Genomic DNA, 23,925 nt, shown 5'->3' on the forward strand with positions numbered 1-23,925 from the left:
GACGGCGCGTGGACGCGGGGACGGCGGCGCGTGGACGCGTCGGAGTCATTGCGCGGCGGGCGCGGGGGCGGGCCCGGGTGCGGGCGCGGGTGCCGGCCACCGTAGCACGTGGGGGACAGAAGGCATCGGGTCAGGGGCCGTGACCGCCCGGCGCGCCGCCCGCCGGCCGGCCCCGTGCCTCGTGGCGAGATCCTCATGACCGTCAACACCTAGAGAACCTCATGACCCCCAACACCTAGACTTGGACGGTGACCCCCTATGATCGCGTCCCCGACCAGCGTCCCGTTCCCGCCGGCACCGGCCTCACCCTCGAGGACGCCCTCCCGGCACCTGAGATGGCCGAGGCCGGAGGTGTGCCTGCGCGTCCTCGTCTGACCCGGACGGTCGCCGAGATGCGCTCTGCCCTCCGTGAGCTCGTCGCCGGCGCCGCGGACGACGATGCCTCCGACGCCGAGCCCGTCACCGTCGGCCTGGTCCCCACGATGGGAGCCCTCCATGGCGGCCACGCGGCCCTGGTGCGGCGGGCCCGCGCCGAGAACGACGTCGTGGCGGTCAGCATCTTCGTGAACCCGCTGCAGTTCGGCGATCCGGCCGACCTCGAGCACTATCCGCGCACCCTGGACGCCGACCTGGACCTGTTGGCGGCGGCGGGGGCCGACGTCGTGTTCGCCCCGGACGTGCAGCAGATGTATCCGGGCTACCCGGACGCGCCGATCGTCACCGTCTCGGCCGGCCGCATGGGGGAGGTCCTCGAGGGCGACTCCCGCCCGGGGCACTTCGACGGCGTGGCCACCGTCGTGGCGAAGCTGTGGAACATCGCCCGCCCGGCGGTGCCGGTCCTGCGCAGCTACTTCGGTCAGAAGGACGCGCAGCAGCTCACCGTCCTGCGCCGCCTCGCCACGGATCTGGACATCGACGTCGACGTCCGTGCCGTGCCCATCGTGCGTTCCCCCGAGGGCCTTGCCCTGTCCAGCCGCAACACCCGCCTGGACGCCGCGGGCCTGGAGCACGCGCTCGTCCTCAGCCGTGCCCTGCGCGGCCTGGCCGACGCCGCGGTGGCCGGCGAGCCCGTCGACGTCCAAGCCGCTCGCCGGATGGTCGAGGACGAACCGGGCGTCGAGTTGGACCACCTCGTGGTGGTGGACCGGGACACCTTCGCCGAGCTTGGCCCGGAGCTGCTGTGTCAGCCGTTGCGCCGGGACGCCCTCGCCCTCGTGGCAGCGCACGTGCCGCCGGTGCGGCTGATCGACAACATGGTGCTGCCGGCGGCGCAGGACTGAGGCGTCGGCACCTGGTGGCAGGCCGGCCCCGGCTGGGATTCTGACGGTCCACGCCGCCAGGGTGGAGGTTCGTCCAGCGTCCGCACGCACGTCTCCGGAAGGATGAAGATGCCGTCCCCAGCTCACCGCGGCCTGCCGGGCGCGGACCCGGCGGACGCGGTCTCGACGCCCGTCCCGCGCTCCTGCGACGACCTCGCCGCACTCTTCCACGTCCACCCGCGGCAGGCGGCGCCGGCCCTGCTCGGCTGCCTGCTCACGGCCGTCACCGCCGACGGGGCGGTCACCGTCCGCCTCACCGAGCTCGAGGCCTACGGCGACCGGGGCGAGGACCCGGGCGCCCACTCCTACCGTGGCCGCACCGAGCGCAACGCGGCGCTGTTCGGGCCGCCGCAGCGGACGTACGTGTACCTGAATTATGGGATCCACCGTTGTCTCAACCTCGTCGTCCACGAGCCCGACGCGGCCGGCGGCCTCCTCGTCCGCGCCGCTGAGGTCGTCGCCGGTCATGACCTCGCCGTCCTCCGCCGGGGCCGGGACACCGGCGCCCGACTGCTCTCCGGCCCCGGCAACCTCGGCCAGGGCCTCGGCATCACCCTGGAGATGGGGCACCTGCCGATCACACTCGCCGATGCTCCTGCGCCCGGGGGAGCACCCGGGCTTGCTGTTCCCCGCATCCCGCGTCCCGACGACGGCCTCGCACCCGCCGTGTTCGTCCTCGCTCCGCCGCCGGCCGGCTCGGCCCCACCGCACGTGTCGACCGGGCCCCGGGTGGGCGTCTCCGGCGAGGGAGGATCGGCGCGGTTCCCGTGGCGGCACTGGATCACCGGCGACGCCTCGGTGAGCCGCTTCCGTGCGGGCCGGAACGTGCCGGCCTGAGGGCGGCCGCCTGCCGCGGGCCGCGATGTCCAAGGCCCCGGAGGCTTCGTTCCGAAACGGAGCGTGCCGCGCAGGCTCCGGATCGGATCGAGCGCTTGGGAGGGGAAGGGCGCTTGGCCCCCGGGGGCTTCGTTCCGAAATGGAGCGTGCCGCGCAGGCTCCGGATCGAATCGAGCGCTGGGGAGGGGAAGGGCGCTTGGCCCCGGGGGCTTCGTTCCGAAAGGGAGCACGCCGGGCAGGCTCTGGATCAGATCGAGGCGCGGGCAGGCGCGGGCAGTGGCAGATCGAGGCGCGGGCAGGCGCGGGTAGTGGCAGATCGAGGCGCGGGCAGGCGCAGATCCGAGTGCAGATCAAGAGCCGCGCAGGAAGCCGCGGCGGACGCGCGTCGCTCCTGCGCCCTTGCCAGTGTGGGGGCGGGCGTGTCTACGGTGCAGGCATGAGCATGAATCAGAGTCCCCAGGGCGAGACGAAGCAGTCCGTGACCCGCACGATCGACGCTCCGGCCAAGGACATCTTCGAGGTGCTGACCTTGCCGGAGAAGCACAAGCTCTTCGACTCCAGCGGCTTCGTCGTGGACGACGAGAAGACGCAGCGCATCCAGAAGGTCGGCGACGTGTTCACCATGAACATGCAGGGCGAGCACATGGGCGGCGAGTACCGGACCGACAACCACGTGGTCGCCTACGACGAGAACAAGATGGTCGGCTGGGCCACCGCACCCGCCGGCACCGAGCCGCCGGGATGGGAGTGGATCTGGACCCTCGAGGCCACCGGCCAGGATTCCACGGAGGTGACCCTGACCTACGACTGGTCCAAGGTCACCGACCCGGACCTCCTTGCGAAGAACCTGTTCCCGCTGATCAGCCAGGAGCAGATGGAGGAGTCCGTCTCCAAGCTCGCGGCCGCGGTCTCCTGACCTGAGCGAGGCATGGTCGGCGGGGCAGTGACGGCCCGCCGGAGGAGTTCCGCACCCAGCAAAGTCCTCTGAGCCGACCCGACGACGGCGGCGCACCCGGGCACTGCATGCAGTGCTCCCCGGGTGCGCCGCCGTCGTCGTCCCTGCGCAGGTGTGACCTGACCCACTAGGCTTCGGGGGAGCATGCCTGCCCGCCGTCCACAGCATCCGAAGGAGCACCACCTGTGACCGCACCTGCCGAGAACGCCGTCCCGAGCCCCACCGAGGACCTCTACCGCCACGTCAACGGCGAGTGGCTGGCCTCCCATGAGATCCCCTCCGACCAGGGCGCCTACGGCGCGTTCCTCGAGCTGCGGGACAACGCCGAGCTCGCGGTCCGGCACCTGTGCGAGGACGCTGTGCGCGCCGTCGGCACCGGCCATGATGCCGCCCGCGCCCGTGTGGAGGCCTCTGCGGACATCGCCTCCCCGGACACCGTGTTGGACGCCGCCTCCGCGGACGCCCCGGAGCAGACCTCTTCCGCCGAGGACGCCGCCGCCTCGGACGCCTCTTCCGATGACACCTCCGCCGACCGGACCGCGCTGCGCCGCCGCATCGCCGCCCTCTACACCTCGTTCATGGACGAGGAGGTCGTGGAGGCCCGCGGCGTGGCCCCGATCGCCGGAGACCTCGCCGCCATCGAGACCGTGGAGACCCCGGAGCAGCTGCTCACCCTCTCCGGCGCCCTGCAGCGGCACGGCGTCTCCGGCCTGATCAACACCGGCGCCATGAACGACGCCGGCGACCCCGAGCGCATGCTCCTCCACCTGCTCCAGGGCGGCCTCGGCCTGCCGGACGAGTCCTACTACCGCGAGGACTCCTACGCGGAGATCGTCTCCGAGTACCGCGCCCACCTGGGCCGCATGCTCGCCCTGGCAGGCATCGGTGCGGACGAGGCGGAGGCCTCCGAGATCGCCGGCCGCGTCGTGGACCTGGAGACGAAGATCGCCTCGCACCATTGGGACGTGGTGCGCTCCCGCGACGCCGTGGCCCGCTACAACCTGCTCACCCGCGCTCAGCTGGACGAGACGTTCCCGCTGGCGCAGGCCTGGCTGGAGGGCATCGGTGCCGCCGGCACCCGCTCGGACGAGGTCGTGGTGTGGCAGCCGGACTTCCTCGCCGGCGTCCAGTCGCTGCTCGCCGGCGAGGACGCCGTGGACCTGCAGACCTGGAAGCACTGGCTTGAGGTGCAGGTCCTTCGTTCCTTCGCCGCGTACCTGCCTGAGGCGTTCGTGCAGGAGAACTTCTCGTTCTACGGCCGCCGCCTGGCCGGCACCGAGGAGGTCCGCCCGCGCTGGAAGCGCGCCGTGGCGTTCGTGAACTCCGCCGCCGGCGAGGACGTGGCACAGCTGTACGTGGCCAAGCACTACCCGGCCGGCCATCAGGACCAGATGGACAGGCTGGTCGGCCTCCTCAACGAGGCCTACCGGCGCTCCATCTCCCGCCTGGACTGGATGGGGGAGGACACACGCCAGCGTGCGTTGGAGAAGCTGTCCATGTTCCGCCCGATGGTCGGATTCCCGTCCAAGTGGATCGACTACTCCACTCTGGAGGTGGACGCGGACGACCTGCTCGGCAACGCCCGCCGCGCGGATGAGTTCGCCTGGGACTGGGACCTGGCGAAGATCGAGAAGGGCCCGGATCCGGAGGAGTGGCACATGACTCCCCAGACCGTGAACGCCTACTACTCGCCGCTGGAGAACGCGATCGTGTTCCCGGCGGCCATCCTGCAGCCCCCGTTCTTCGACCCGGAGCGCTCCATGGCCGCGAACCTGGGAGGCATCGGCGCGGTGATCGGCCACGAGATCGGCCACGGCTTCGACGACCAGGGCTCCCGCTACGACGGCACCGGCACCCTGAAGAACTGGTGGACGGACGAGGACCGGGAGGCGTTCTCGGACCGCACCGCCAAGCTGGTCGCCCAGTACAGCGCCCTGTCCCCGGCGGAGGCCCCGGACCACCACGTCAACGGCGAGTTCACTCTGGGTGAGAACATCGGCGATCTCGGCGGCTTGGGCATCGCGCACCAGGCGTTGGAGATCTGGCGTGAGGAGCAGTCTGAGTCCGCGGACGAGGACACTGCGGCGCAGGACCGTGAGTTCTTCTCCTCCTGGGCCTCGGTGTGGCGTCAGCTGACGCGTCCGGAGACGATGGTCACGCGCATCGCCTCGGATCCGCATTCACCGAACGAGTTCCGCTGCAACCAGGTGGTGAAGAACCTGGACGCCTTCCACGCCGCCTACGGCACCACCGAGCAGGACCCGATGTGGCTGGCTCCGGAGGAGCGCGTCTCCATCTGGTGACCCGACCCCGCAGGGGAACAACGACGACGGCCGCTCACCTGCCGACTGCATGTGCAGTCGGACGGTGGGCGGCCGTCGTCGTGGGTTCGGGGTCTCGGAGGCCTCGGCGCACCGCGGCACCCGGGGTGCGCGGCGGGGAGGGGCGCCTGCGGCGCCGGAGGCCTCACTCGGCGCGGCGGGCGCGCTCCTCGGTGAAGCGGTGCAGCAGGGTGCCGAGCTGCCGGACGTCCTCCAGGTCCCAGCCGGCGAGGTCGCGGCGCATGCCGCCGCCGACCGGTCCGGTGCGGACCTCGTGGAGGCGGCGCAGGCCCTCTTCGGTGGGGCGCAGGACGGCCGCACGGCGGTCCTTCGGATCGGCCTCCCGGGTGATGAGCTCCAGGGATTCGAGCTCCTTGACGAAGCGGGAGATCTGCGCACGGTCGGCGAGCATCGTCTCGGCCAGGGCGGACGGGGACAGCGGGGCGGCGTTGACGATCGTCAGGAACGCCTTCATCGCACCGGAGGACATGCCGGGGCTGAGCTGCTCGGCGTGCCGGGCCACGAGCTGGCGGTACTGGCGGACGAGCGTGACGAAGGAGCCCTCGAGGTCGCGGATGGCGGCCTCGAACTCCTCCGGGTGCTCGGCGGCGGCGCCCAGGGGGAGCGGGGTGCTGCTCATCGGTCGCCTCCGGTCCGGCGGGTCGCCTCGGTTCCGGTACCCCGGGGGGCGTCCGGTTGCACGCCGGTGTCCCCCCAGGCTGTGTCCGTGCCGCGGGAGACGCCCGGCTGTCCGCCGGCGTCCGGGCGCTCGTCACGGATCTGCGGCAGGGAGCCGGTGTGCGGGCCCACCGCGGCGGCCGCCGCCTCCTGCTGGGCGCTGCGGCGGGCACGCTGGGCGGCACGCTGCTCCTGGGCGTTGCGACGGCCCAGCGGGATGTTCGGAAGCAGCAGCACCGCCACGATGCCCAGCACGGCCAGCGGCACGGTCCAGAGGAAGGCGTTCGAGATGGCCTGGGCGTAGGTCTCCTCGAAGATCACGCGCAGCTCGTGCGGCATGGAGGCCACGGCGGGCAGGCGGCCGGCCTGCATGTCCGTGGCCCACTTGGCCCCTTCGGGACCCATGCCCGCGAGGGCGGCCTGGACCTCGGCGGCGCGGGACTGGATGCCGTCCGTCACCGTGGTGGCTACGGCGGCGCCCATCGCGGCCACGCCGGCCGAGCCGCCGAGGGTACGGAAGAAGGTCACGCCCGAGGTGGCCACGCCCATGGCGTGCGGATCCGTGGTGTTCTGCACCACCAGTACGAGGTTCTGCATGGTGATGCCCATGCCCAGGCCCACCAGTGCCATGTAGACGCAGACCAGGGCGAAGTTCGTGTCGTAGCGCAGGGTGCCCAGCAGTGCCAGGCCGATGGTCAGGAACACGGAGCCCGCCACCAGGAACGGCTTCCAGTTGCCGTGCTTGGTGATGTGCCGGCCCGCCAGAGTGGAGGAGATCAGGAACGCGGCCATCAGTGGCAGGGTCATGAATCCGGCCTGGGACGGGGTGGCACCGCGGGCGAGCTGCATGTACTGGGCCAGGTAGACGCCGGAGCCGAACATGGCCAGGCCCACCGACAGCGAGGCCACCACGGCCAGGGTGAATGTGCGGTTCCGGAACAGGCGCAACGGGATCAGCGGCTCGGAGACGCTGCGCTCGACCACCACGAACAGCGCGGCGGCCAGCAGGGATCCGCCGACCATCCAGGCGCTGGTGGGCGAGACCCACTCGAAGTCCTGGCCGGCACGGGTGACCCAGAGCAGCAGGAGGGTGGTGGCGGCGGCCATCAGGGCGATGCCGAGGATGTCGATGTTGGCCTTCCGGGGGGAGAGGCGCTCGAGCTTGAGGTTCTTCTCCACCATCACCAGGGCGGCGAGGGCGAACGGCACGGAGACGAAGAAGTTCCACCTCCATCCCAGGGTGTCCGTGATCAGGCCGCCGAGCAGCGGGCCGCCCACGGTGGCGACGGCCATGACGGCACCGAACAGCCCCATGTAGCGTCCGCGCTCACGGGGGCTGATGATGTCCGCCATGATCACCTGGGACAGGGCGATGAGACCGCCGCCGCCCAGGCCCTGCAGGACGCGGCAGGAGATCATCCACGCCGGGTCCTGCGCGAAGCCGGCCGCGGCGGTGGCCGCGACGAACACGACGATGGCGATCTGGAACAGCAGCTTGCGGGAGAACAGGTCCGCCAACTTTCCCCAGATCGGGGTGGCGATCGCGGTGGCGAGCATCATCGCGGTGACCACCCACGTGTAGGTGGCCTGGTCTCCGCCGAGGTCATGGACGATCACCGGCAGGGACGTGGAGACCACCGTGTTGGCGATCATCGACACGAACATGCCCAGGAGCAGGCCGGTCAGGGCCTGCAGGATCTTGCGGTGCCGTTCCTGCGGGTCGGCGGCGACGATCGAGACGGACGAGGTCTCGGGGTTCGTGGTGGACATGCGGTCCTTCCGGGGAAGGGAGGCGACGTCGTGGCGGCGGCGGGCGGCAGCGGCACCCCTGGGAAGGTGCTTCAGGCTGCGGCGGGCCGGTGCGTGCGGCGGGGCACTCCGGTCAGGTCATTGCGTGATGTCAACGGTTGATTTTAGTCAATGATTGACGAACGTCAATGGTCTGTGCCTGCGGTCTGCCCCACCTCGCAGTGCGGCATCGGCGCCGGTCCCGGGGATACTGGTGGGCATGACCGATTCTGCTCGCTTCCTCACGATGATCGACCTGCCCGAGTCCGGACTGGCCCTGCTCCGCGAGGCCGGTGAGGTCACGCACGGCAAGGACGTCGGCGGGAACGCCGCCCTGCCCGAGCTGGCCGCCTCCGGCGACTACGACGTGATCGTCTGCGCGCTGGACCAGACGTTCGACGCCGTCACGCTCGAGAGGGCACAGCTGAAGGGCATCGCCAACTACGCGGTGGGCTACAACAACATCGATGTGGACGCGGCCACCGCCGCCGGCATCCGCGTGGGCAATACCCCGGACGTGCTCACGGCGGCCACCGCGGACATCGCGCTGCTGCTGATCCTCGGCGTCACCCGCCGCGCCTACGAGGGGGAGCGGATGATGCGCGCCGGGCAGTTCACCGGCTGGGCGCCGGACCTGCTGGTGGGCAAGGACGTCGCCGGCGCCACCCTGGGCCTGGCCGGATTCGGCCGCATCGGCAGGGCGGTGGCCGAGCGCGCCCTCGCCTTCGGCATGCAGGTCGTCTTCGCCCCGCGCCCGCCGGCCCACCGTGAGGTGTCCGCCGCGGAGCTCGGTGACCTGGCCGGCCGTGTGGAGCAGGTCCGTTGGGAGGAGATGGTGGAGCGCGCGGACATCCTCTCCCTGCACGTGCCGCTCACCGAGGACACCCGCCACCTCGTGGACGCGGACGTCCTCGCACGCATGAAGCGCGGCTCGGTGCTCATCAACACCGCCCGCGGCCCGGTGGTGGACGAGTCGGCCCTGGTGGAGGCGCTGCGCTCCGGGCATCTGTTCGGTGCCGGCCTGGACGTGTTCGAGGACGAGCCGGCCATGGCCGCCGGCCTCGCCGAGCTGGACAACGTCATGGTCCTGCCGCACCTGGGCTCGGCCACGCGCAACACGCGGGACGAGATGGCCGTCCTCACTGCCCGGAACGCGATCGCCATGGCGACCGGCGGGGACATCCCGGCCTGCGTGAACCCCGCGTGATGCTCCTGACCCGTGCCCGCCGCCTGGTCCGCGCGCTGCGCACAGCCCGCCGTACCCGTGACGTGGTGACGGCCGCGGACGGCGCCGCCCTGGCCATGACGACCTGCGGCGACGAGACGGCCCCGGGGGAGCGCCGCGTGGTCGTGGTGGTGGGCGCGCATCTCAGCGCCTGGTACTACCGTCCCTTCGCCCATGTGCTGCGGGCCCGCCTGCGGGAGATCTCCGGGCAGGACTGGGCCGTGGACGTCTACGACCGCCGCGGCCGCGGCGACTCGGCCCCGCAGCCGGAGGACTACTCCATGGACACCGAGGTGGCGGACCTCGCCGCCGTCCTGGAGCACACCGGCGCCCGCCAGCTGATCGGCCACTCGCTCGGCGGCTCCGTGGTGCTCAACGCGCTGCAGCAGGCCGGGGGGCTGTTCCCTGCCGAACTGGTCCCGGACCGCACCGCTCTGTACGACCCCTGCGTGAACCTGGACGGCCCCCGGACCGCCCGCTGGCTGTCCCGCCTGGAACAGGCCGTGGAGGACGGGAAGACCGCCCGCGGCCTGGCGATCCTCCAGCGTGGCCTTCAATCCTCCGCCGTGCTGTCCCAGGTGCCGGAGTGGTTCCTCACCTTCACCTTCGCCGGCCTCGTGGCCACCCCGCTGGGGAAGATGGCCCGCCGCATGCTGCCGACCCTGTCCCGTGAGCTCATCGCGGCGATGCACGAGGACGACCGCCCCGAGGACTTCGCCGCCATCACCGCCCCGGTGCACCTGATGTGCGGCGACCTGTCCCCGCAGTACTTCCAGGAGGTCGTCCGCCGGTTGCACGCAGCCATGCCGACCACCACCTTCGAACGCTCCCCGCGCTGCATGCACGGCGCCATCCCGTTCGCCGTGGAGGCCGTGCTCTCCGATCTCGCCGAGCACTTCACTGCCGGCCCGTCGGTCAGCGCAGGGCGGACGCCAGCGTCCGCAGCATGAACGGCTCAGGCGTGATGGGCCCGTCATGCAGGCGGGCCGGCATCACGCGCCAGGCCATGGCCGCCGTGCGCTGCGGCGCCCCGGCCCGGTGGGCGGCCTGCGTCAGCACGCGCGCGGTGTCCGCGAAGAACCCGGGGGAGCGGCCTCCCGTCACCAGGGTCACCCGAGTGTCCGCGAGGTTCCGCGCCAGTGCCTGCGCGTCCACGGGCTCGGCCACGGCCGCCCGCATCTCCGCCGACGACGCCGGCAGCAGCCGCAGCATCCCCTTCCCGGGCCGGGTGAAGGACGCCGCGCCGATCATTCCGCGCAGCACCGTCACCGGCAGCCGGGACAGCGGCCCGGCCGTGCCCAGGTCCCGCACCAGATGCGCCCATGCGGTGCCCCAGCGGGCGTCCGCCACGGCCTCGGCCATCCCGGGGCGCCACAGCCCGGCCAGCATCCCGTCCAGGTTCAGCGCCGCATCCCAGGTGACCACGGACCACGGCCGGCCCCCGGCCGCGGCGTGCTCCGCGGCGGCGAGCAGCGCCACCGACCCGCCGAACGAGTGCCCCAGCACCGACCGCGCCCCGGTCAGCGCCATGACCGCGCGCAGGTCGGCCACCTCGGCGGCCAGCAGGTCCTGCTCCGGCTGCGGCGAGGACCCGGACCGGCCCCGCCGCGCGTAGGTGGCCACCGGGGCCCGCAGGCGCTTCGCCAGCGCCCGTGCCGTGGCCGCGTAGGCCGCGTCCGTCACCAGCGTCCCGTGCACCATCACGACGACGGCACTCGCCTCGGCGCCGCCTGTCGCCGCACCCGCGACTGTCGGCGCGGCGCTGGCTCCCGCGGGCGACCTGCCCGCCCCGCCGCCCGCCCCGGTGGGCCGGGAGGCGGGGGAGGCGGCCGTCGTCGCGCCCTCGGCCCACCCCGGCGGCAGGTGGGTGCGCAGACGCAGGCGCGTGCCGCCGTCGAGGGTCACGAGGCGCTCCAGCGTGCGACGGGGAGAACGGCGTGCGGGCATGCCTGCACGCTACCGTCGCCCGGAGCCCGTCCCACGTGGCGGGCCCCACTGGCCGGGGTCGTGGAACCGCCTGGCCACGCCTCTAGACTGGGGAATTGTGACCACGCAGAACACCCCCGCTCAGACCGCAGTCGACCACCACGACCAGCAGGCCGTGCGCGCCGCCAAGCGCAACGCCCTGCTCGCCGAGGGCACAGAGGCGTTCCCGGTCGAGGTGAAGCGCACCCACTCGCTCGCCGCGGTCCGCGAGGAGTTCGACGGCAAGCACGAGCCGGGCTGGGAGGACGGCCCGGAGGTGTCGGTCGCCGGCCGCATCGTGTTCCAGCGCAACACCGGAAAGCTGTGCTTCGCCACCCTCCAGGAGGGCGGCCCCGATGGCGTCGGCGTGCGCCTGCAGGTCATGCTGTCCCTGGCCAACGTGGGCGAGGAGTCCCTGGCCGGGTGGAAGAAGGCCGTTGACCTCGGCGACCACGTGTCCGTGACCGGCAAGGTCATCGTCTCCCGCCGCGGCGAGCTGTCCATCATGGCCGACTCCTGGCAGATGGCCTCCAAGGCGCTGCGCCCGCTGCCGGTGCTGCATGCGGAGCTCAACGAGGAGACCCGCGTCCGCCAGCGCTACGCGGACCTGATCGTGCGCGACGCCGCCCGTGAGATGGTCTACACCCGCGCCAAGGTGGTCTCCGCGATCCGGCGCACCCTGGAAGGCCACGACTACGTGGAGGTCGAGACCCCGATCCTGCAGCTCGTCCACGGCGGCGCCCAGGCCCGCCCGTTCCAGACGCACCTCAACGCGTTCGACCAGGACATGACGCTGCGCATCGCGACCGAGCTCTACCTCAAGCGCGCCGTGGTGGGCGGGATCGACCGCGTCTACGAGATCGGCCGTGTCTTCCGCAACGAGGGCGTGGACTCCACCCACTCGCCCGAGTTCACCACCCTCGAGTGCTACGAGGCCTGGGCGGACATGCACGTCATGGCCGACCGCATGAAGCAGATGATCCTCGCCGCCGCGGAAGCCGTGGGCGCCGGCCGGCAGATCCAGACCGAGAAGGGCACCATCGACCTCGACGGCGAGTGGGCATGGGTGGCCGTCTACCCCGGCCTGTCCGAGGCCGTGGGCCAGGAGATCACCCCTGAGACCGACGTGGCGGTGCTGCGGGAGATCGCCGAACGGCACGAGGTGCCGGTGGACCCGCAGTGGGGCGCCGAGAAGCTGGTCATCGAGCTGTTCGGCGAGATCGTTGAGCCGACGCTGATCAACCCGACCTTCGTGTACAACTACCCGCCGGCCGCCCAGCCGTTGGCCCGGCCGCACCGGGAGGAGCCGGGCGTCATCGAGGCCTGGGACCTGGTCATCGGCGGCACGGAGCGCGGCACCGCGTTCTCCGAGCTGATCGACCCGGTCATCCAGCGCGAGCGCCTGACCGCCCAGTCCCGCGCCGCCGCCGCCGGCGACGACGAGGCCATGCAGCTCGACGAGGACTTCCTCCGTGCGCTCGAGTACGGCGCCCCGCCGATGGGCGGCCTCGGCCTCGGCATCGACCGCCTGGTCATGCTGTTCACCGGCGTGGGGATCCGCGAGACCATCCTCTTCCCGTTGCTGAAGCCGGAGGCCTGATCGGCCATGGCGACGTTCTGGGACTACTTCTCGGTGCTGGCCCCATCCGTGGGCCTGGCGCTGCTGTTCTGGCTCATCATGCGCTCCCTGCTCCGCGCGGACACCGGTGAGCGTGAGGCGGAGGGCCGGAGGCGCTCGGGCGTGGACGCGCGCGCGGCGGCCGAGGAGGCCGAAGCCCGGGAATGGGCGCGCCGGCGGCGCGCGGATGAGGCGCCCGCCGAGGGGCGTGTGGAGGCCGACGCCGCGGAGGTCGGCGAGGGTCGCCTGGAGACCGACGCCGAGGCGCCCGCCGAGGGGGCCGGCGAGGGGCGCGCCCCGGAGGAGGGTGCGCCGCGCGCCTGAGGGCGCGGTGCCAGCCAATGGACGCTACTGCGACCAGCACAACGGGTGCGCCGCGCGCCTGAGGGCGCGGTTCCGTCCGGCGGACACCCTTTCCTGCAGCGAGTATCCGCTGCAGGGGAATGACCCTGCGGAGGCAGGTTTCCCCGTACCTGGGATTCTGCTGACAGACGACGCCTGCAGGAGAAATGTTCATCCGCAGGAAAGGCATAGATCGGCTACCGTGGAAGCGGACACAGAGAGCCAGGTGGCCGGAGAACCTTCCAGCGCAGCCTTTTCCCTTGGGTGAATCGGCTTGCCAGGGTGAAATCCCGGTCGCTGCAGACGAATGAGGGAGATGGGCAAGCACATGGCACAGAAGGTCGAAGTCGTCTTGGTGGACGATCTGGACGGCTCGGAGGCCGCCGAGACCGTGAAGTTCGCGCTCGACGGGCGCCACTACGAGGTGGACCTGTCCGAGGACAACGCCCGCGAGCTGCGCAACTTCCTCAAGCCCTACATGAAGAAGGGCCGCGCCGTGGCGCCGCCGTCCCCGAAGGCCGAGGCCGCGGAGATCCGCAAGTGGGCCGCGGACAACGGCTATGAGGTCTCCTCCCGCGGCCGCCTGCACCGCGACGTCGTGGAGGCCTACCGCAACGCCAAGCGCAGGTGACCTGCGGAGCCCGGCTCCAGGAGCCGGGGCCCCGTGGATCGGCCCCGACGGGGTCCGTGACGACGGGCGGCTGATCGCTTCACCCTGTGGCGAACAGCCGCCCGTCGCCCTGTCTGCGTGCGTAGGCTCGGGACCAATCGAAAGCCAAGGCAAGAGCCAAGGAGTGTGTCCATGTTCGAAAGGTTCACCGACCGCGCGCGGCGGGTGGTGGTGCTCGCGCAGGAAGAGGCGCGGATGCTCAACCACAGCTACATCGGGACCGAGCACATCCTGCTCGGCCTGATCCACGAGGGTGAGGGCGTCGCAGCCAAGGCCCTGGAGTCGATGGACATCTCCCTCGGCGCGGTCCGCGAGAAGGTGCAGGAGGACATCGGTCAGGGGCAGCAGAACCCGCCCGGCCACATCCCCTTCACGCCGCGTGCCAAGAAGGTGCTCGAGCTGTCCCTGCGCGAGGCGCTGCAGCTCGGCCACAACTACATCGGGACCGAGCACATCCTGCTCGGCCTGATCCGCGAGGGCGAGGGCGTCGCTGCCCAGGTGCTCGTGAAGCTCGGCGCGGACCTGAACCGCGTCCGTCAGACCGTCATCCAGCTGCTTTCCGGCTACCAGGGCTCCGGCCAGGGTGGCAAGGAGACCGCCGGCGTCGCCCCGGGCGGGCAGTCCGAGGGGCAGAACGCGGGCTCCGTGGTGCTGGACCAGTTCGGCCGCAACCTCACCGCCGCCGCCCACGACGGCAAGCTGGACCCGGTCATCGGCCGTGCCGAGGAGATGGAGCGCGTCATGCAGGTGCTCTCGCGCCGCTCCAAGAACAACCCGGTCCTCATCGGTGAGCCCGGCGTCGGCAAGACCGCGGTGGTGGAGGGTCTGGCCCAGGCCATCGACCGTGGCGACGTGCCGGAGACGCTGAAGGACAAGCAGCTGTACTCGCTGGACCTCGGCTCGCTCGTGGCCGGCTCGCGCTACCGCGGCGACTTCGAGGAACGCCTGAAGAAGGTCCTCAAGGAGATCCGCACGCGCGGGGACATCATCCTGTTCATCGACGAGATCCATACCCTCGTCGGCGCCGGTGCCGCCGAGGGCGCGATCGACGCCGCCAGCATCCTCAAGCCGATGCTGGCCCGCGGCGAGCTGCAGACCATCGGCGCCACCACACTGGACGAGTACCGCAAGCACATCGAGAAGGACGCCGCGCTCGAGCGTCGCTTCCAGCCGATCCAGGTCAACGAGCCGTCCGTCGAGGACGCCACCAAGATCCTCCGCGGCCTGCGCGACCGCTACGAGGCGCACCACAAGGTGTCCATCACGGACGACGCCCTCAAGGCCGCCGCCTCGATGTCCGCCCGCTACATCTCGGACCGCTTCCTGCCGGACAAGGCCATCGACCTGATCGACGAGGCCGGCGCCCGCCTGCGCATCCGCCGCATGACCGTGCCGCCGGAGATCAAGGCCTACGAGGGCCGCATCGCCGAGGTGCGCTCCGAGAAGGAGGCCGCGATCGACGGCCAGGACTTCGAGGGTGCCGCGCGCCTGCGCGACCAGGAGCAGCAGCTCGTGGACGAGCAGAAGCAGAAGGAACAGGCCTGGCGGACCGGTCAGGCCTCCGACGTCGCCACCGTGGACGAGGACCTCATCGCCGAGGTGCTGTCCAAGTCCACCGGCATCCCGGTCTTCAAGCTGACCGAGGAGGAGACCGACCGCCTCAAGAACATGGAGGCCGAGCTCCACCGCCGCGTCATCGGCCAGGACGAGGCCATCAAGTCCCTGTCCCGCGCCATCCGCCGCACCCGTGCCGGCCTGAAGGACCCGAACCGCCCGTCCGGCTCGTTCATCTTCGCCGGCCCCACCGGCGTCGGAAAGACCGAGCTGGCCAAGTCCCTCGCCGAGTTCCTCTTCGGCGAGGAGGACGCCCTGATCACCCTGGACATGTCCGAGTTCCAGGAGAAGCACACGGTGTCCCGCCTGTTCGGCGCGCCTCCCGGCTACGTCGGGTACGAGGAGGGCGGCCAGCTCACCGAGAAGGTCCGCCGCCGTCCGTTCTCCGTGGTGCTGTTCGACGAGGTGGAGAAGGCCCATGCGGACCTGTTCAACTCGCTGCTGCAGATCCTCGAGGACGGTCGCCTGACCGACTCGCAGGGCCGTGTGGTGGACTTCAAGAACACCGTGATCATCATGACCACGAACCTCGGAACCCGGGACATCTCCAAGGGCGTCATGACCGGCTTCCAGTCCGCCACGGACACGGCCACCGGCTATGAGCGCATGAAGGGCAAGGTGCGGGAGGAGCTGCGCCAGCACTTCCGCCCGGAGTTCCTGAACCGCGTGGACGACGTGATCGTCTTCCCGCAGCTGCAGAAGTCCGAGATCGTGGAGATCGTGGACCTGTTCATCGCCCGCCTCGGCAAGCGCCTGGCGGAGCAGGACCTGTCCATCGAGCTCACCCAGGACGCCAAGGAGCTGCTCGCGGACCGGGGTTACGACCCGGCCATGGGCGCCCGTCCGCTGCGCCGCACCATCCAGAACCTGGTGGAGGACCAGCTCTCCGAGCGCATCCTCTTCGGCGAGATCCCGGCCGGCTCCCTCATCACCGTGGACACCACGGGCGAGGGCGAGGGCCGCGAGCTGACGTTCACGTTCTCCGGCGGCCGCAGCGAGGTCGAGGGTTCCCAGATGCAGGAGCTGGAGGCCGGCGTGTCCGAGTGACGCCGCGCCGCTGTCCGGCGGTCGATGCAGCACGCGGGGGCGGGGGCTTGACCCTCGCCCCCGCGGCGCGTTGACTCGCAGGCAACACCGTCCCCCGCCGGACGGCCCCGCCCGGACGGAGCCGGGAGCAACGGTCCGGCGGGGCGGCCGCCCGAGAGGCGGGCGGCCCGGATGAGAGGAGACACCATGGCTGACATGGAGAACACGTTCGACAAGATCAAGGGCGACGCCAAGTCCGGCCTCGGCGAGGCCACCGGCAACGACCGCATGAAGGCCGAGGGCCGCACCGAGTCTGCCGCCGCCGGAGCCAAGGATGCCGTCCAGAACGCCGGCGACAAGCTCAAGGGTGCCGCCGACGGCGTGAAGAACGCCTTCACGAAGGACTGAGGCGGCAGACCCAGGCCGACCTGGGCAGACGCGAGGCAGGGGCGGCGCCGGGAGCATCGTCCCTGCTCCGCCGTGAGGAAAAGGCGGTACATCGGGTACCAGAATGCCCAGGATGTTCCCAGGCAATAGGCGGCCCCGAGGGTGGCGCCGCGTCTGTGGATCTGCTTACGGTGGGGGCAACCGCTCAGGCGGCCGACCGGTCGCCACGGAGATCGAGGACTTCGGTCCACGGGATCCGGAGCGGAGGAAATGTCCCCCACTCCAAGGAGGTCCAAACCATGGGCATCGGCGATCTCGGCAACCTTGCCAACGAGCACTCTGACAAGATCAACGACGCTGTCGACCAGGCTCAGGAGCAGCACGGCGACAAGCTCGGCGAGCACAAGGACACCGTGAACAAGGGCATCGACGGCGCTCAGGACAAGTTCCTGAACGGCGGCGAGAACAAGGACAACGAGCAGAAGTGACTCTGCCCGGGTCCTGACCGGCCCTGAACCGGTCGTCCGAAGGCCCCCGCAGCCTCCCCTCGAGGGATGGTGTCGCGGGGGCCTTCGTCATGTCCGGCATGCCCGGCCCCTCGCGCCGAACCAGAGGATTCGGCCGGTTCAAGACCCGGTGAAGTGACCATTTCTTCTGGCTCGGTGCAGCACACACTGGTTCGGTGCGGCACACGCCGTGGACGCCGGGCACGGTGCCGGTCCTACACTGGGCGGATGCCGAAGCTCCCGGTCGCCCTGCGTCCCGCCCGCACCACCGACGTCCCGGCCATCCAGGACATCGTCCGCCCCCACGCGGACAACCGCGTCCTGCTGCAGAAGGAGACGGTGGCCTACTACGAGGCCATCCAGGAGTTCGTGGTGGCGGAGGACGAGGCCGGAGAGCTCGTCGGCTTCGGCGCCCTGCACGTCATGTGGGAGCACCTCGCGGAGGTCCGCACCCTGGCCGTCGCGGACCGTGCCCGCGGCGGGGGAGTGGGCCACGCCCTGTTGGAGGAGCTGCTGGAGCGTGCCCGCGCCGTCGGCGTCTCCCAGGTGTTCTGCCTGACCTTCGAGGTGGACTTCTTCTCCGCCCACGGCTTCGACGTCATGGAGGACCAGTCCGCCGTGGACCCTGAGGTGTACGCCGAGCTGCTGCGCTCCCAGGATGAGGGCGTCGCCGAGTTCCTGGACCTCGCCCGGGTCAAGCCGAACACCCTCGGCAACACCCGCATGATCCGCACCCTCTGACGCCCCGCAGGGGCGGCCGTCAGTCGGGGAACGAGTAGGCGCCGTCGCGTTCGAGGAGGAGGCCGTCGTCGAGAAGGCCGGCCAGGCAACGGGTCCACTGCGCCTCGTCCGGCACGTGTGTGCCCAGGCGCCGCGTTCCGGCCACGGCCTGGCGCACGGCGCCGACCTCCACGCGGCCGGCCTCCCGGACCGCGGCCATGACGGCGCCGCGCAGCTGGCGGTCCGTTCCCGCCCAGTCCTGCCCGCGCGGGGTGTGCTCCGGCTCCGGCCGTCCGGCGGACACCCAGGCGCACTGCTCGAGCAGAGGGCAGTCGTCGCAGCGCGGCGATCGGGCCGTGCAGACCAGCGCCCCGAGCTCCATCACGGCGGCGTTCCAGCGGTTGGCCCGCGTGCGGTCCGCCGGCATCAGCGCGTGTGCGTCGCGCATCTCCGCGCGGGTCAGGGTCTTCGGCGGCAACCCCTGCCCGCGGACCGCGCGGGTGAGAACCCGGCGCACGTTGGTGTCCACGACGGTCTCGGGGATGCCGAAGGCGAAGCTCGCCACGGCCGCCGCGGTGTACTCGCCGACCCCCGGCAGGGCGCGCAGGGCGGCAGGGTCCGCCGGCACCTTACCGCCGTGCCGGTCCACCATCGCCGCGGCCGCCTGCTGCAGGCGCAACGCCCGGCGAGGGTAGCCGAGCCGGTCCCAGGCAGTGAGCACCTCGGCCGTGGAGGCCTCCGCGAGGTCGGCGGGACACGGCCAGCGCTGCATCCAGTCCCGCCAGCGCGGCAGCACCCGGACCACCGGGGTCTGCTGGAGCATGATCTCGGAGACCATCACGCCCCACGGCGAGCAGTCGGCGCTGCGCCAGGGCAGGTCCCGCGCGTGGACGTCGAACCAGTCCAGGACCGCCGTGTGGAGGCGATCCTGGGCGGCAGGCGTGAGTTCGGCGACCTCGGGCATGGCGTCCACTGTAGCGGCGGGCTCCAGCCCTACCCTGGTGGGCATGGACGGCCTTCCCCCCACCGAGTCCGAGCGCGCCCGGCAGCGTGCCGCCATGTTCCGGCGCCGCCGGATCGTGTTCGGCGTCGTGGCCCTTGCCGTGGTGGTGCTCCTGGTGCTGGCGGGCATCGCCCTGGGCGGCCTGATCTCGCGCCTGGTGCAGGACATCACCGGGGAGTCCGACCCGGGGCCGGCCGCCGTCAGCGCGACCCCGACACCCTCGGCGAGTCCCGGCCCCTCCGAGGAGCCGTCCTCCGGCCCCTCCCCGTCCGGATCCGCCTCGGACGATGCCGGCGGCAGCGGCTCCGCCGAACCGACCGAGAGCCCGTCCGGCAAGCCCTCCGACGACGCCGGTGACAAGCCCTCGGAGGAGCCGAGCCCCTCGCCGTCCTCCACCGCTCCGGAGGCGCTCGAGCCGCCGTGCCGGGGATCTGCCATCCAGGTCACGGCGGGCACGGACAAGACCGTCTACGACCGCGGCGAGCGTCCCGAGCTGGCACTGAAGGTGATGAACCTGTCCCAGGAGCCGTGCACCCTCAACGTGGGCACCACCGAGCAGGTCTTCGAGGTCACCACGGCCGAGGGGGACGACGTGTTCTCCACCGAGATCTGCCAGGCCGACCCGCAGGACCAGGACATGGTGCTCGTCCCGCACGACGAGCAGACCGCACTGTTCGAATGGAACCGCCGCAACTCCGAGAAGGACTGCACCGAGCGCGGTGAGCTCGTGGATCCCGGCTCCTACCGCCTCACCGTGACGCTGGGCGACCACTCCTCCCAGCCGGTCGCCTTCCGCCTCACCGACGACAAGCCCGACGGCCAGGGCTGAGCAGCGACGGCGGCCTGTCCGGCCTCGTCTTCCCCCGTCCCCTCCACGACGACGGCCGCCCACCGTCCGCCGGCGGCCTCGCCCGTCCGTCGGGTCGCCTCAGCGGGTCCATGTGGGGATGGTGTTCAGCGCCTCGGACAGCGACCCCACCTGCGCGACGGTGAAGCCCTTCGGGACCTCGCCGAGCGGCTCGGGGGAGCGGGGGACGATCGCGCGGGTGAACCCCAGACGCGCGGCCTCTCGCACGCGTCGGCCGATGCCGGGCACCGGGCGGACCTCGCCGGCCAGGCCGAGCTCGCCGACGGCGATCATGCCGGTCGGCACAGGGGCACTGAGCTTCGCCGAGGCCACCGCCACCGCGACCGCCAGGTCCGAGGCCGGCTCGGACAGGCGCACGCCGCCGACGGTGGCGACGTAGCAGTCGTCCTGGGCCAGGGCGAAGCGGGCGCGGCGCTGCAGCACGGCCAGGAGCATGTTCACGCGCGCCGAGTCCACACCGGAGACGGTCCGCCGCGGACTGCCGCCGGCGGACGGGGTGAGCAGGGACTGCACCTCCGCCACGAGCGGGCGGCGCCCCTCCAGTGTCACGGTCACGCAGGTGCCCTCCACGGGCTCCGCGGTGCCGGAGAGGAACAGGCCGGAGGGGTCGTCCAGGGATTCGATGCCGTCCTCGCGCAGGTCGAAGCAGCCGACCTCGTCCGTGGGGCCGAAGCGGTTCTTCACGGCGCGCACCAGGCGCAGCCGGGAGTGGCGGTCGCCCTCGAACTGGCAGACCACGTCCACGAGGTGCTCGAGCAGGCGCGGGCCGGCAATGGTGCCCTCCTTCGTCACATGGCCCACCAGCACCGTGGTGATGCCCTTGTCCTTCGCCGTGCGGATCAGTGAGGCGGCGACTTCGCGCACCTGGGTCACGCCGCCGGCGATGCCGTCCACCTCCGCCGACTGCAGGGTCTGGACGGAGTCCACGATCACCAGGGACGGCTGGATCCGTTCGATCTGTCCGAGGGCCCGGCCCAGGTCCGTCTCCGCGGCCAGGTGGAGGGTGTCCGCCAACGCGCCGATGCGGTCGCCGCGCGAGCGGACCTGCGCGGCGGACTCCTCACCCGTCAGGTACAGGACCGGACGCGGTGTGCCGTCCGTGCCGCGGGCGGTCTGGGCGGCCACGTCCAGGAGCAGGGTCGACTTGCCGATGCCCGGCTCCCCGGCCAGCAGGATCACGGCTCCCGGGACGAGCCCGCCGCCGAGCACGCGGTCCAGCTCGCGCACGCCGGTGCTGCGGAAGGAGGCGAGGGTGGCGTCCACGTCCGCGATGCGCGGGGCCGCCTCGGCCACCGTGGAGGCCTTCGTTGTGCCCGCGGTGGCCGTCATCCCGGCCTCCTCCACGGTTCCCCAGGCCTGACACCGGCCGCAGCGGCCGACCCATTTCACCGTGGTCCAGCCGCATTCGGTGCACTGGTATCCGGGGGGCCTGCGGGAGGAGGACTTCGAGCTCGCCATGGACGCCACTCTAGGGGCGGACCCGGACGCGATCAGACGCCCGGCAGGTAGCCCACGGCCTCCTCGTGGTCCGCGCCGGTGGCCTCGAGGAGGTCGACCATCATGGGCCGCAGCAGCATCACGAGGGCCTCGCCGTGCAGCGAGCCGCCGCCGAGGTGCGTCGGGTGCAGCCGGGAGGCCGCGGCGCCGAGCGCCTCGCGGGCGTCGAGCCGGCCCTGGCGGCGGCCGGCGGGCGTGGGCTCGTCGAAGCACCGGTTCAGGATCTGGACGGCGTCCGCGGCCTCGTCGAACCAGCTGCTCAGCGCCTCGGCCGCCTCGTCCGTGAGTGAGCCGGAGTCGATCAGGCTGACCACGCGCCGGGCCACGATGCGCAGGGAGCGGATCGCCAGGTCGGAGCGGTCCACCGCGTAGGCGACGACCGTCACGAAGCCCTTCTGCCGCCGTTCGAGCGGGGAGTAGGTGGTGACCTCGCGCGCCATCTGCACTTCGCGGCGCAGCTCGTCCAGCACGGACTGTGTGCCGCGCCCGGTGATCAGCGCCATCCATGCCGTGCTGGACTCCTGCGTGCGCAGTGCCGTGGACAGGTCCCGCAGGATCGAGACCATGGGGTCGTACAGGGCCTGCAGTCGCTTCGCGGTGGACCTCTGCGTGCGGTGCGGCCTGAGGAACGTGACGATCAGGGCGCAGCAGGCGCCCACGACTGCGTCCAGGCTGCGGGAGAATGGGCCGTCCGCGGGTGCCGGGAGCAGCACGACCAGGACGGCCTGGAGGGACATCTGCGTGGTGAAGATCGGCCCGGAGTCCAGGAACCGGGCCGCCATGATGGACACGAACAGCACGATCGCGGCCTGCCACATCCCGCGGCCGAGCCCGAGCATGAGGGCGTCACCGATCAGGATGCCGAGCGTGCAGCCGACGGAGACCTCGAGCACGCGGCGCAGCTTGGGCTCGCGGCCCCAGCCGAGGCCCACCAGTGTGGCGGTCGCGGCGAACAGCGGCCCCTCGTGGCCGAGCACGGCCTCGGCGAACCAGTAGGCCGCCACGGCGGCGATCGTGGTCAGGGCCGCATGGCCGGCCGAGGAGCGGGTGCGCATCCAGCCGGCGCGGGCGCGGCGTCGGACGAAGCGCCGCAGCCGCTCGCCGAGGCCGAGCTCCTCCACCTGCGGCAGGGTGCCGGTGGCGGTGGAGTGGCGGTGTTCCATGCCCGCCAGCCTATCCGTGCCGTCTGCCGAGGAGAGGGAGGGCGGCGTGACGACAGTCCCGTCCCTGACAGATCGCCTGGGCGCGACGTCGACGCCGCCGAGCCTCCGGTGTGCACGAGGTCACAGGAAGGTGACGAAGCGTCTGCCCTCGTTCACCGTCCATTCAACCGGGATGGACCGACGGTTCACAGACCGCCCGTAGCTTCGTCGTACGGCGTAAGCCGGGGGTGGACGCCCCAGGCGATCCACGTTGCTGACACCGGCTCCCGCCACCACTGTCATCCGACCTCTCGAAAGGGGCACTTCCCGATGAAGGCTCTTCGTGCAGGCCGCGCCGCGGCCCTCCTGTCCGTTGCCGCCCTGGCCCTGACCGCCTGCTCCTCCGCTGACAACGGCGACTCCGACAACGGCAACAACGATGAGACCTCGCAGGTCTCGGGCACCCTGACCGGCGGCGGCGCCTCGTCGCAGGAGGCCGCCATGGGCGCCTGGACCGCCGGCGTCTCCGACGTCGCCCCCGAGCTGTCCGTGAAGTACGACCCGGTGGGCTCCGGCAACGGTCGTGAGGGCTTCCTGTCCGGCCAGTACTCCTTCGCCGGCTCTGACGCCGCCATGGGCGAGGACGAGGACGCCACCGAGGTCTGCGGCGAGAAGGGCGCCTTCCATGTGCCGGCCTACATCTCCCCGATCGCCGTGGCCTACAACCTCGAGGGCGTCGAGGGTGTCCAGATGGACGCCGAGACCATCGCCAAGATCTTCGCCGGTGAGATCACCAAGTGGAACGACCCGGCCATCGCCGACCAGAACGAGGGTGTCGAGCTGCCGGAGAAGGACATCACCGTCGTCCACCGCTCGGACGACTCGGGCACCACCGAGAACTTCACCGCCTACCTCACCGAGGCCGCCGGCGACGCCTGGAAGTACGACGAGATCGAGACCTGGCCGTCCGAGATCCAGGCCGAGTCCGCTCAGGGCACCAAGGGCGTCGTGGGCCTGGCCTCCAGCACCGACGGTGCGATCACCTACGCCGACGCCTCGGCCACCGGCGACATGGAGACCGTGAAGGTGAAGGTCGGCGAGGAGTACGTCGAGTACTCCTCCGAGGCCGCCGCCGCCACCGTGGACAAGTCCGAGGCCAACGAGGACGGCTCCATCGAGCTCGACCGCGCCACCGGTGAGGAGGGCGTCTACCCGATCGTCCTCGTCTCCTACCACATCTACTGCAACGAGTACCAGGACCAGGAGACCGCCGACCAGGTCAAGGCCTTCGCCTCCTACGTGATCTCCGAGGACGGCCAGAAGGCCTCCGAGGAGTCCGCGGGCAACGCCCCGATCTCCGAGGAGACCCGCAAGGCCGCCCAGGAGCGCATCGACGCGATCGCCGCCCAGGGCTGACCCGCCTGGCCTGATCCACTCCGCGCTG

The 23,925-nt window shown here is 71.6% G+C and carries 21 protein-coding genes; 15 read left to right on the forward strand and 6 right to left on the reverse strand.

Annotated elements, in window-relative coordinates:
- The first annotated feature begins 248 nt into the window (after window positions 1-248).
- The 4 genes from panC to MLY01S_RS05485 all read left to right on the forward strand — a co-directional run bounded on the left by panC (window position 249) and on the right by MLY01S_RS05485 (window position 5,414).
- Window positions 249-1,280, forward strand: a complete 1,032-nt coding sequence (panC, locus tag MLY01S_RS05470) for a pantoate--beta-alanine ligase (protein WP_067190069.1) — start codon at window positions 249-251, stop codon at window positions 1,278-1,280.
- Between the two features lie 108 nt (window positions 1,281-1,388).
- On the forward strand, window positions 1,389-2,156 hold the full coding sequence (locus MLY01S_RS05475; RefSeq protein ID WP_082739749.1) for a DNA-3-methyladenine glycosylase: 768 nt from the start codon (window positions 1,389-1,391) through the stop codon (window positions 2,154-2,156).
- A gap of 442 nt (window positions 2,157-2,598) precedes the next feature.
- Window positions 2,599-3,072 carry an SRPBCC family protein gene (locus MLY01S_RS05480; protein ID WP_067190070.1) on the forward strand — a complete coding sequence of 158 codons (474 nt, stop codon included), beginning with the start codon at window positions 2,599-2,601 and terminating at the stop codon, window positions 3,070-3,072.
- Between the two features lie 224 nt (window positions 3,073-3,296).
- On the forward strand, window positions 3,297-5,414 hold the full coding sequence (locus tag MLY01S_RS05485) for a M13 family metallopeptidase (protein ID WP_067190072.1): 2,118 nt from the start codon (window positions 3,297-3,299) through the stop codon (window positions 5,412-5,414).
- A gap of 163 nt (window positions 5,415-5,577) precedes the next feature.
- On the opposite strand, the gene MLY01S_RS05490 is transcribed toward MLY01S_RS05485, so the two are convergent.
- Window positions 5,578-6,072: a MarR family winged helix-turn-helix transcriptional regulator gene (locus MLY01S_RS05490; protein WP_067190074.1), complete on the reverse strand. Its 495-nt coding sequence runs from the start codon at window positions 6,070-6,072 to the stop codon at window positions 5,578-5,580.
- On the reverse strand, window positions 6,069-7,880 hold the full coding sequence (locus MLY01S_RS05495) for a DHA2 family efflux MFS transporter permease subunit (protein WP_082739752.1): 1,812 nt from the start codon (window positions 7,878-7,880) through the stop codon (window positions 6,069-6,071). The genes MLY01S_RS05490 and MLY01S_RS05495 overlap by 4 nt, the downstream gene beginning before the upstream one ends.
- A 238-nt stretch (window positions 7,881-8,118) precedes the next feature.
- Between MLY01S_RS05495 and MLY01S_RS05500 the strand changes: the two genes are divergently transcribed.
- Both MLY01S_RS05500 and MLY01S_RS05505 read left to right on the forward strand, forming a co-directional pair.
- The gene (locus MLY01S_RS05500) at window positions 8,119-9,105 is read left to right on the forward strand and encodes a 2-hydroxyacid dehydrogenase (RefSeq protein WP_067190076.1); all 987 of its coding nucleotides are present in this window, start codon (window positions 8,119-8,121) and stop codon (window positions 9,103-9,105) included.
- Window positions 9,105-10,073, forward strand: a complete 969-nt coding sequence (locus MLY01S_RS05505) for an alpha/beta fold hydrolase (RefSeq protein WP_067190078.1) — start codon at window positions 9,105-9,107, stop codon at window positions 10,071-10,073. Before MLY01S_RS05500 ends, MLY01S_RS05505 begins: the two co-directional genes overlap by 1 nt.
- On the opposite strand, the gene MLY01S_RS05510 is transcribed toward MLY01S_RS05505, so the two are convergent.
- Window positions 10,039-11,070, reverse strand: coding sequence for a thioesterase domain-containing protein (locus MLY01S_RS05510; protein ID WP_135103277.1), 1,032 nt, complete (start codon window positions 11,068-11,070; stop codon window positions 10,039-10,041). The genes MLY01S_RS05505 and MLY01S_RS05510 overlap by 35 nt on opposite strands.
- Window positions 11,071-11,167: 97 nt before the next feature.
- On the opposite strand from MLY01S_RS05510, the gene lysS reads away from it, so the two are divergent.
- The 7 genes from lysS to MLY01S_RS05545 all read left to right on the forward strand — a co-directional run bounded on the left by lysS (window position 11,168) and on the right by MLY01S_RS05545 (window position 17,992).
- On the forward strand, window positions 11,168-12,688 hold the full coding sequence (gene lysS, locus MLY01S_RS05515; protein ID WP_067190082.1) for a lysine--tRNA ligase: 1,521 nt from the start codon (window positions 11,168-11,170) through the stop codon (window positions 12,686-12,688).
- Between the two features lie 6 nt (window positions 12,689-12,694).
- A complete protein-coding gene (locus MLY01S_RS12945) occupies window positions 12,695-13,030 on the forward strand; it encodes a hypothetical protein (RefSeq protein WP_245232097.1) in 336 nt (111 codons plus the stop codon).
- A gap of 334 nt (window positions 13,031-13,364) precedes the next feature.
- Window positions 13,365-13,679, forward strand: a complete 315-nt coding sequence (locus tag MLY01S_RS05525) for a histone-like nucleoid-structuring protein Lsr2 (RefSeq protein WP_371327620.1) — start codon at window positions 13,365-13,367, stop codon at window positions 13,677-13,679.
- A 171-nt stretch (window positions 13,680-13,850) separates the two neighbouring features.
- Window positions 13,851-16,379 (forward strand): ATP-dependent Clp protease ATP-binding subunit, encoded by a 2,529-nt coding sequence (locus MLY01S_RS05530; RefSeq protein ID WP_067190083.1) that lies wholly within the window; start codon window positions 13,851-13,853, stop codon window positions 16,377-16,379.
- Between the two features lie 186 nt (window positions 16,380-16,565).
- Entirely contained in the window at window positions 16,566-16,766 is a 201-nt protein-coding gene (locus tag MLY01S_RS05535; protein WP_067190085.1) for a CsbD family protein, read from the forward strand.
- 278 nt (window positions 16,767-17,044) lie between these two features.
- Window positions 17,045-17,233, forward strand: coding sequence for an Rv0909 family putative TA system antitoxin (locus MLY01S_RS05540; RefSeq protein WP_067190087.1), 189 nt, complete (start codon window positions 17,045-17,047; stop codon window positions 17,231-17,233).
- 246 nt (window positions 17,234-17,479) lie between these two features.
- Entirely contained in the window at window positions 17,480-17,992 is a 513-nt protein-coding gene (locus MLY01S_RS05545) for an amino-acid N-acetyltransferase (RefSeq protein WP_067190089.1), read from the forward strand.
- A gap of 19 nt (window positions 17,993-18,011) precedes the next feature.
- Here MLY01S_RS05545 and MLY01S_RS05550 read toward each other — a convergent pair whose 3' ends face one another.
- Window positions 18,012-18,935, reverse strand: a complete 924-nt coding sequence (locus MLY01S_RS05550; protein WP_088478858.1) for an iron-sulfur binding domain-containing protein — start codon at window positions 18,933-18,935, stop codon at window positions 18,012-18,014.
- A gap of 43 nt (window positions 18,936-18,978) precedes the next feature.
- Between MLY01S_RS05550 and MLY01S_RS05555 the strand changes: the two genes are divergently transcribed.
- Entirely contained in the window at window positions 18,979-19,803 is an 825-nt protein-coding gene (locus tag MLY01S_RS05555) for a hypothetical protein (RefSeq protein ID WP_067190093.1), read from the forward strand.
- A 99-nt stretch (window positions 19,804-19,902) separates the two neighbouring features.
- Here the strand turns inward: MLY01S_RS05555 and radA are convergent, their stop codons facing one another.
- Window positions 19,903-21,300: a DNA repair protein RadA gene (gene radA / locus MLY01S_RS05560; protein WP_067190095.1), complete on the reverse strand. Its 1,398-nt coding sequence runs from the start codon at window positions 21,298-21,300 to the stop codon at window positions 19,903-19,905.
- 32 nt (window positions 21,301-21,332) lie between these two features.
- The gene (locus MLY01S_RS05565) at window positions 21,333-22,502 is read right to left on the reverse strand and encodes an FUSC family protein (protein WP_067190097.1); all 1,170 of its coding nucleotides are present in this window, start codon (window positions 22,500-22,502) and stop codon (window positions 21,333-21,335) included.
- A gap of 309 nt (window positions 22,503-22,811) precedes the next feature.
- Between MLY01S_RS05565 and MLY01S_RS05570 the strand changes: the two genes are divergently transcribed.
- The gene (locus MLY01S_RS05570) at window positions 22,812-23,897 is read left to right on the forward strand and encodes a phosphate ABC transporter substrate-binding protein PstS (RefSeq protein WP_067190098.1); all 1,086 of its coding nucleotides are present in this window, start codon (window positions 22,812-22,814) and stop codon (window positions 23,895-23,897) included.
- The last annotated feature ends 28 nt before the right edge of the window (window positions 23,898-23,925 follow it).

The organism is Micrococcus lylae NBRC 15355 (genome assembly GCF_001570885.1).
Lineage (GTDB): Bacteria > Actinomycetota > Actinomycetes > Actinomycetales > Micrococcaceae > Micrococcus > Micrococcus lylae.

What these genes read in the sequence shown, in the direction of transcription:
- MLY01S_RS05565 (WP_067190097.1), bottom strand. Translation starts at nt 22,502, where the DNA reads ATGGAACACCGCCACTCCACCGCCACCGGCACCCTGCCGCAGGTGGAG.
- MLY01S_RS05500 (WP_067190076.1), top strand. Translation starts at nt 8,119, where the DNA reads ATGACCGATTCTGCTCGCTTCCTCACGATGATCGACCTGCCCGAGTCC.
- MLY01S_RS05505 (WP_067190078.1), top strand. Translation starts at nt 9,105, where the DNA reads ATGCTCCTGACCCGTGCCCGCCGCCTGGTCCGCGCGCTGCGCACAGCC.
- MLY01S_RS05545 (WP_067190089.1), top strand. Translation starts at nt 17,480, where the DNA reads ATGCCGAAGCTCCCGGTCGCCCTGCGTCCCGCCCGCACCACCGACGTC.
- MLY01S_RS05555 (WP_067190093.1), top strand. Translation starts at nt 18,979, where the DNA reads ATGGACGGCCTTCCCCCCACCGAGTCCGAGCGCGCCCGGCAGCGTGCC.
- radA (WP_067190095.1), bottom strand. Translation starts at nt 21,300, where the DNA reads ATGGCGAGCTCGAAGTCCTCCTCCCGCAGGCCCCCCGGATACCAGTGC.
- MLY01S_RS05525 (WP_371327620.1), top strand. Translation starts at nt 13,365, where the DNA reads ATGGGCAAGCACATGGCACAGAAGGTCGAAGTCGTCTTGGTGGACGAT.
- MLY01S_RS05535 (WP_067190085.1), top strand. Translation starts at nt 16,566, where the DNA reads ATGGCTGACATGGAGAACACGTTCGACAAGATCAAGGGCGACGCCAAG.
- MLY01S_RS05475 (WP_082739749.1), top strand. Translation starts at nt 1,389, where the DNA reads ATGCCGTCCCCAGCTCACCGCGGCCTGCCGGGCGCGGACCCGGCGGAC.
- MLY01S_RS05510 (WP_135103277.1), bottom strand. Translation starts at nt 11,070, where the DNA reads ATGCCCGCACGCCGTTCTCCCCGTCGCACGCTGGAGCGCCTCGTGACC.
- MLY01S_RS05570 (WP_067190098.1), top strand. Translation starts at nt 22,812, where the DNA reads ATGAAGGCTCTTCGTGCAGGCCGCGCCGCGGCCCTCCTGTCCGTTGCC.
- MLY01S_RS05540 (WP_067190087.1), top strand. Translation starts at nt 17,045, where the DNA reads ATGGGCATCGGCGATCTCGGCAACCTTGCCAACGAGCACTCTGACAAG.
- MLY01S_RS05550 (WP_088478858.1), bottom strand. Translation starts at nt 18,935, where the DNA reads ATGCCCGAGGTCGCCGAACTCACGCCTGCCGCCCAGGATCGCCTCCAC.
- MLY01S_RS05490 (WP_067190074.1), bottom strand. Translation starts at nt 6,072, where the DNA reads ATGAGCAGCACCCCGCTCCCCCTGGGCGCCGCCGCCGAGCACCCGGAG.
- MLY01S_RS12945 (WP_245232097.1), top strand. Translation starts at nt 12,695, where the DNA reads ATGGCGACGTTCTGGGACTACTTCTCGGTGCTGGCCCCATCCGTGGGC.
- MLY01S_RS05530 (WP_067190083.1), top strand. Translation starts at nt 13,851, where the DNA reads ATGTTCGAAAGGTTCACCGACCGCGCGCGGCGGGTGGTGGTGCTCGCG.
- MLY01S_RS05495 (WP_082739752.1), bottom strand. Translation starts at nt 7,880, where the DNA reads ATGTCCACCACGAACCCCGAGACCTCGTCCGTCTCGATCGTCGCCGCC.
- MLY01S_RS05480 (WP_067190070.1), top strand. Translation starts at nt 2,599, where the DNA reads ATGAATCAGAGTCCCCAGGGCGAGACGAAGCAGTCCGTGACCCGCACG.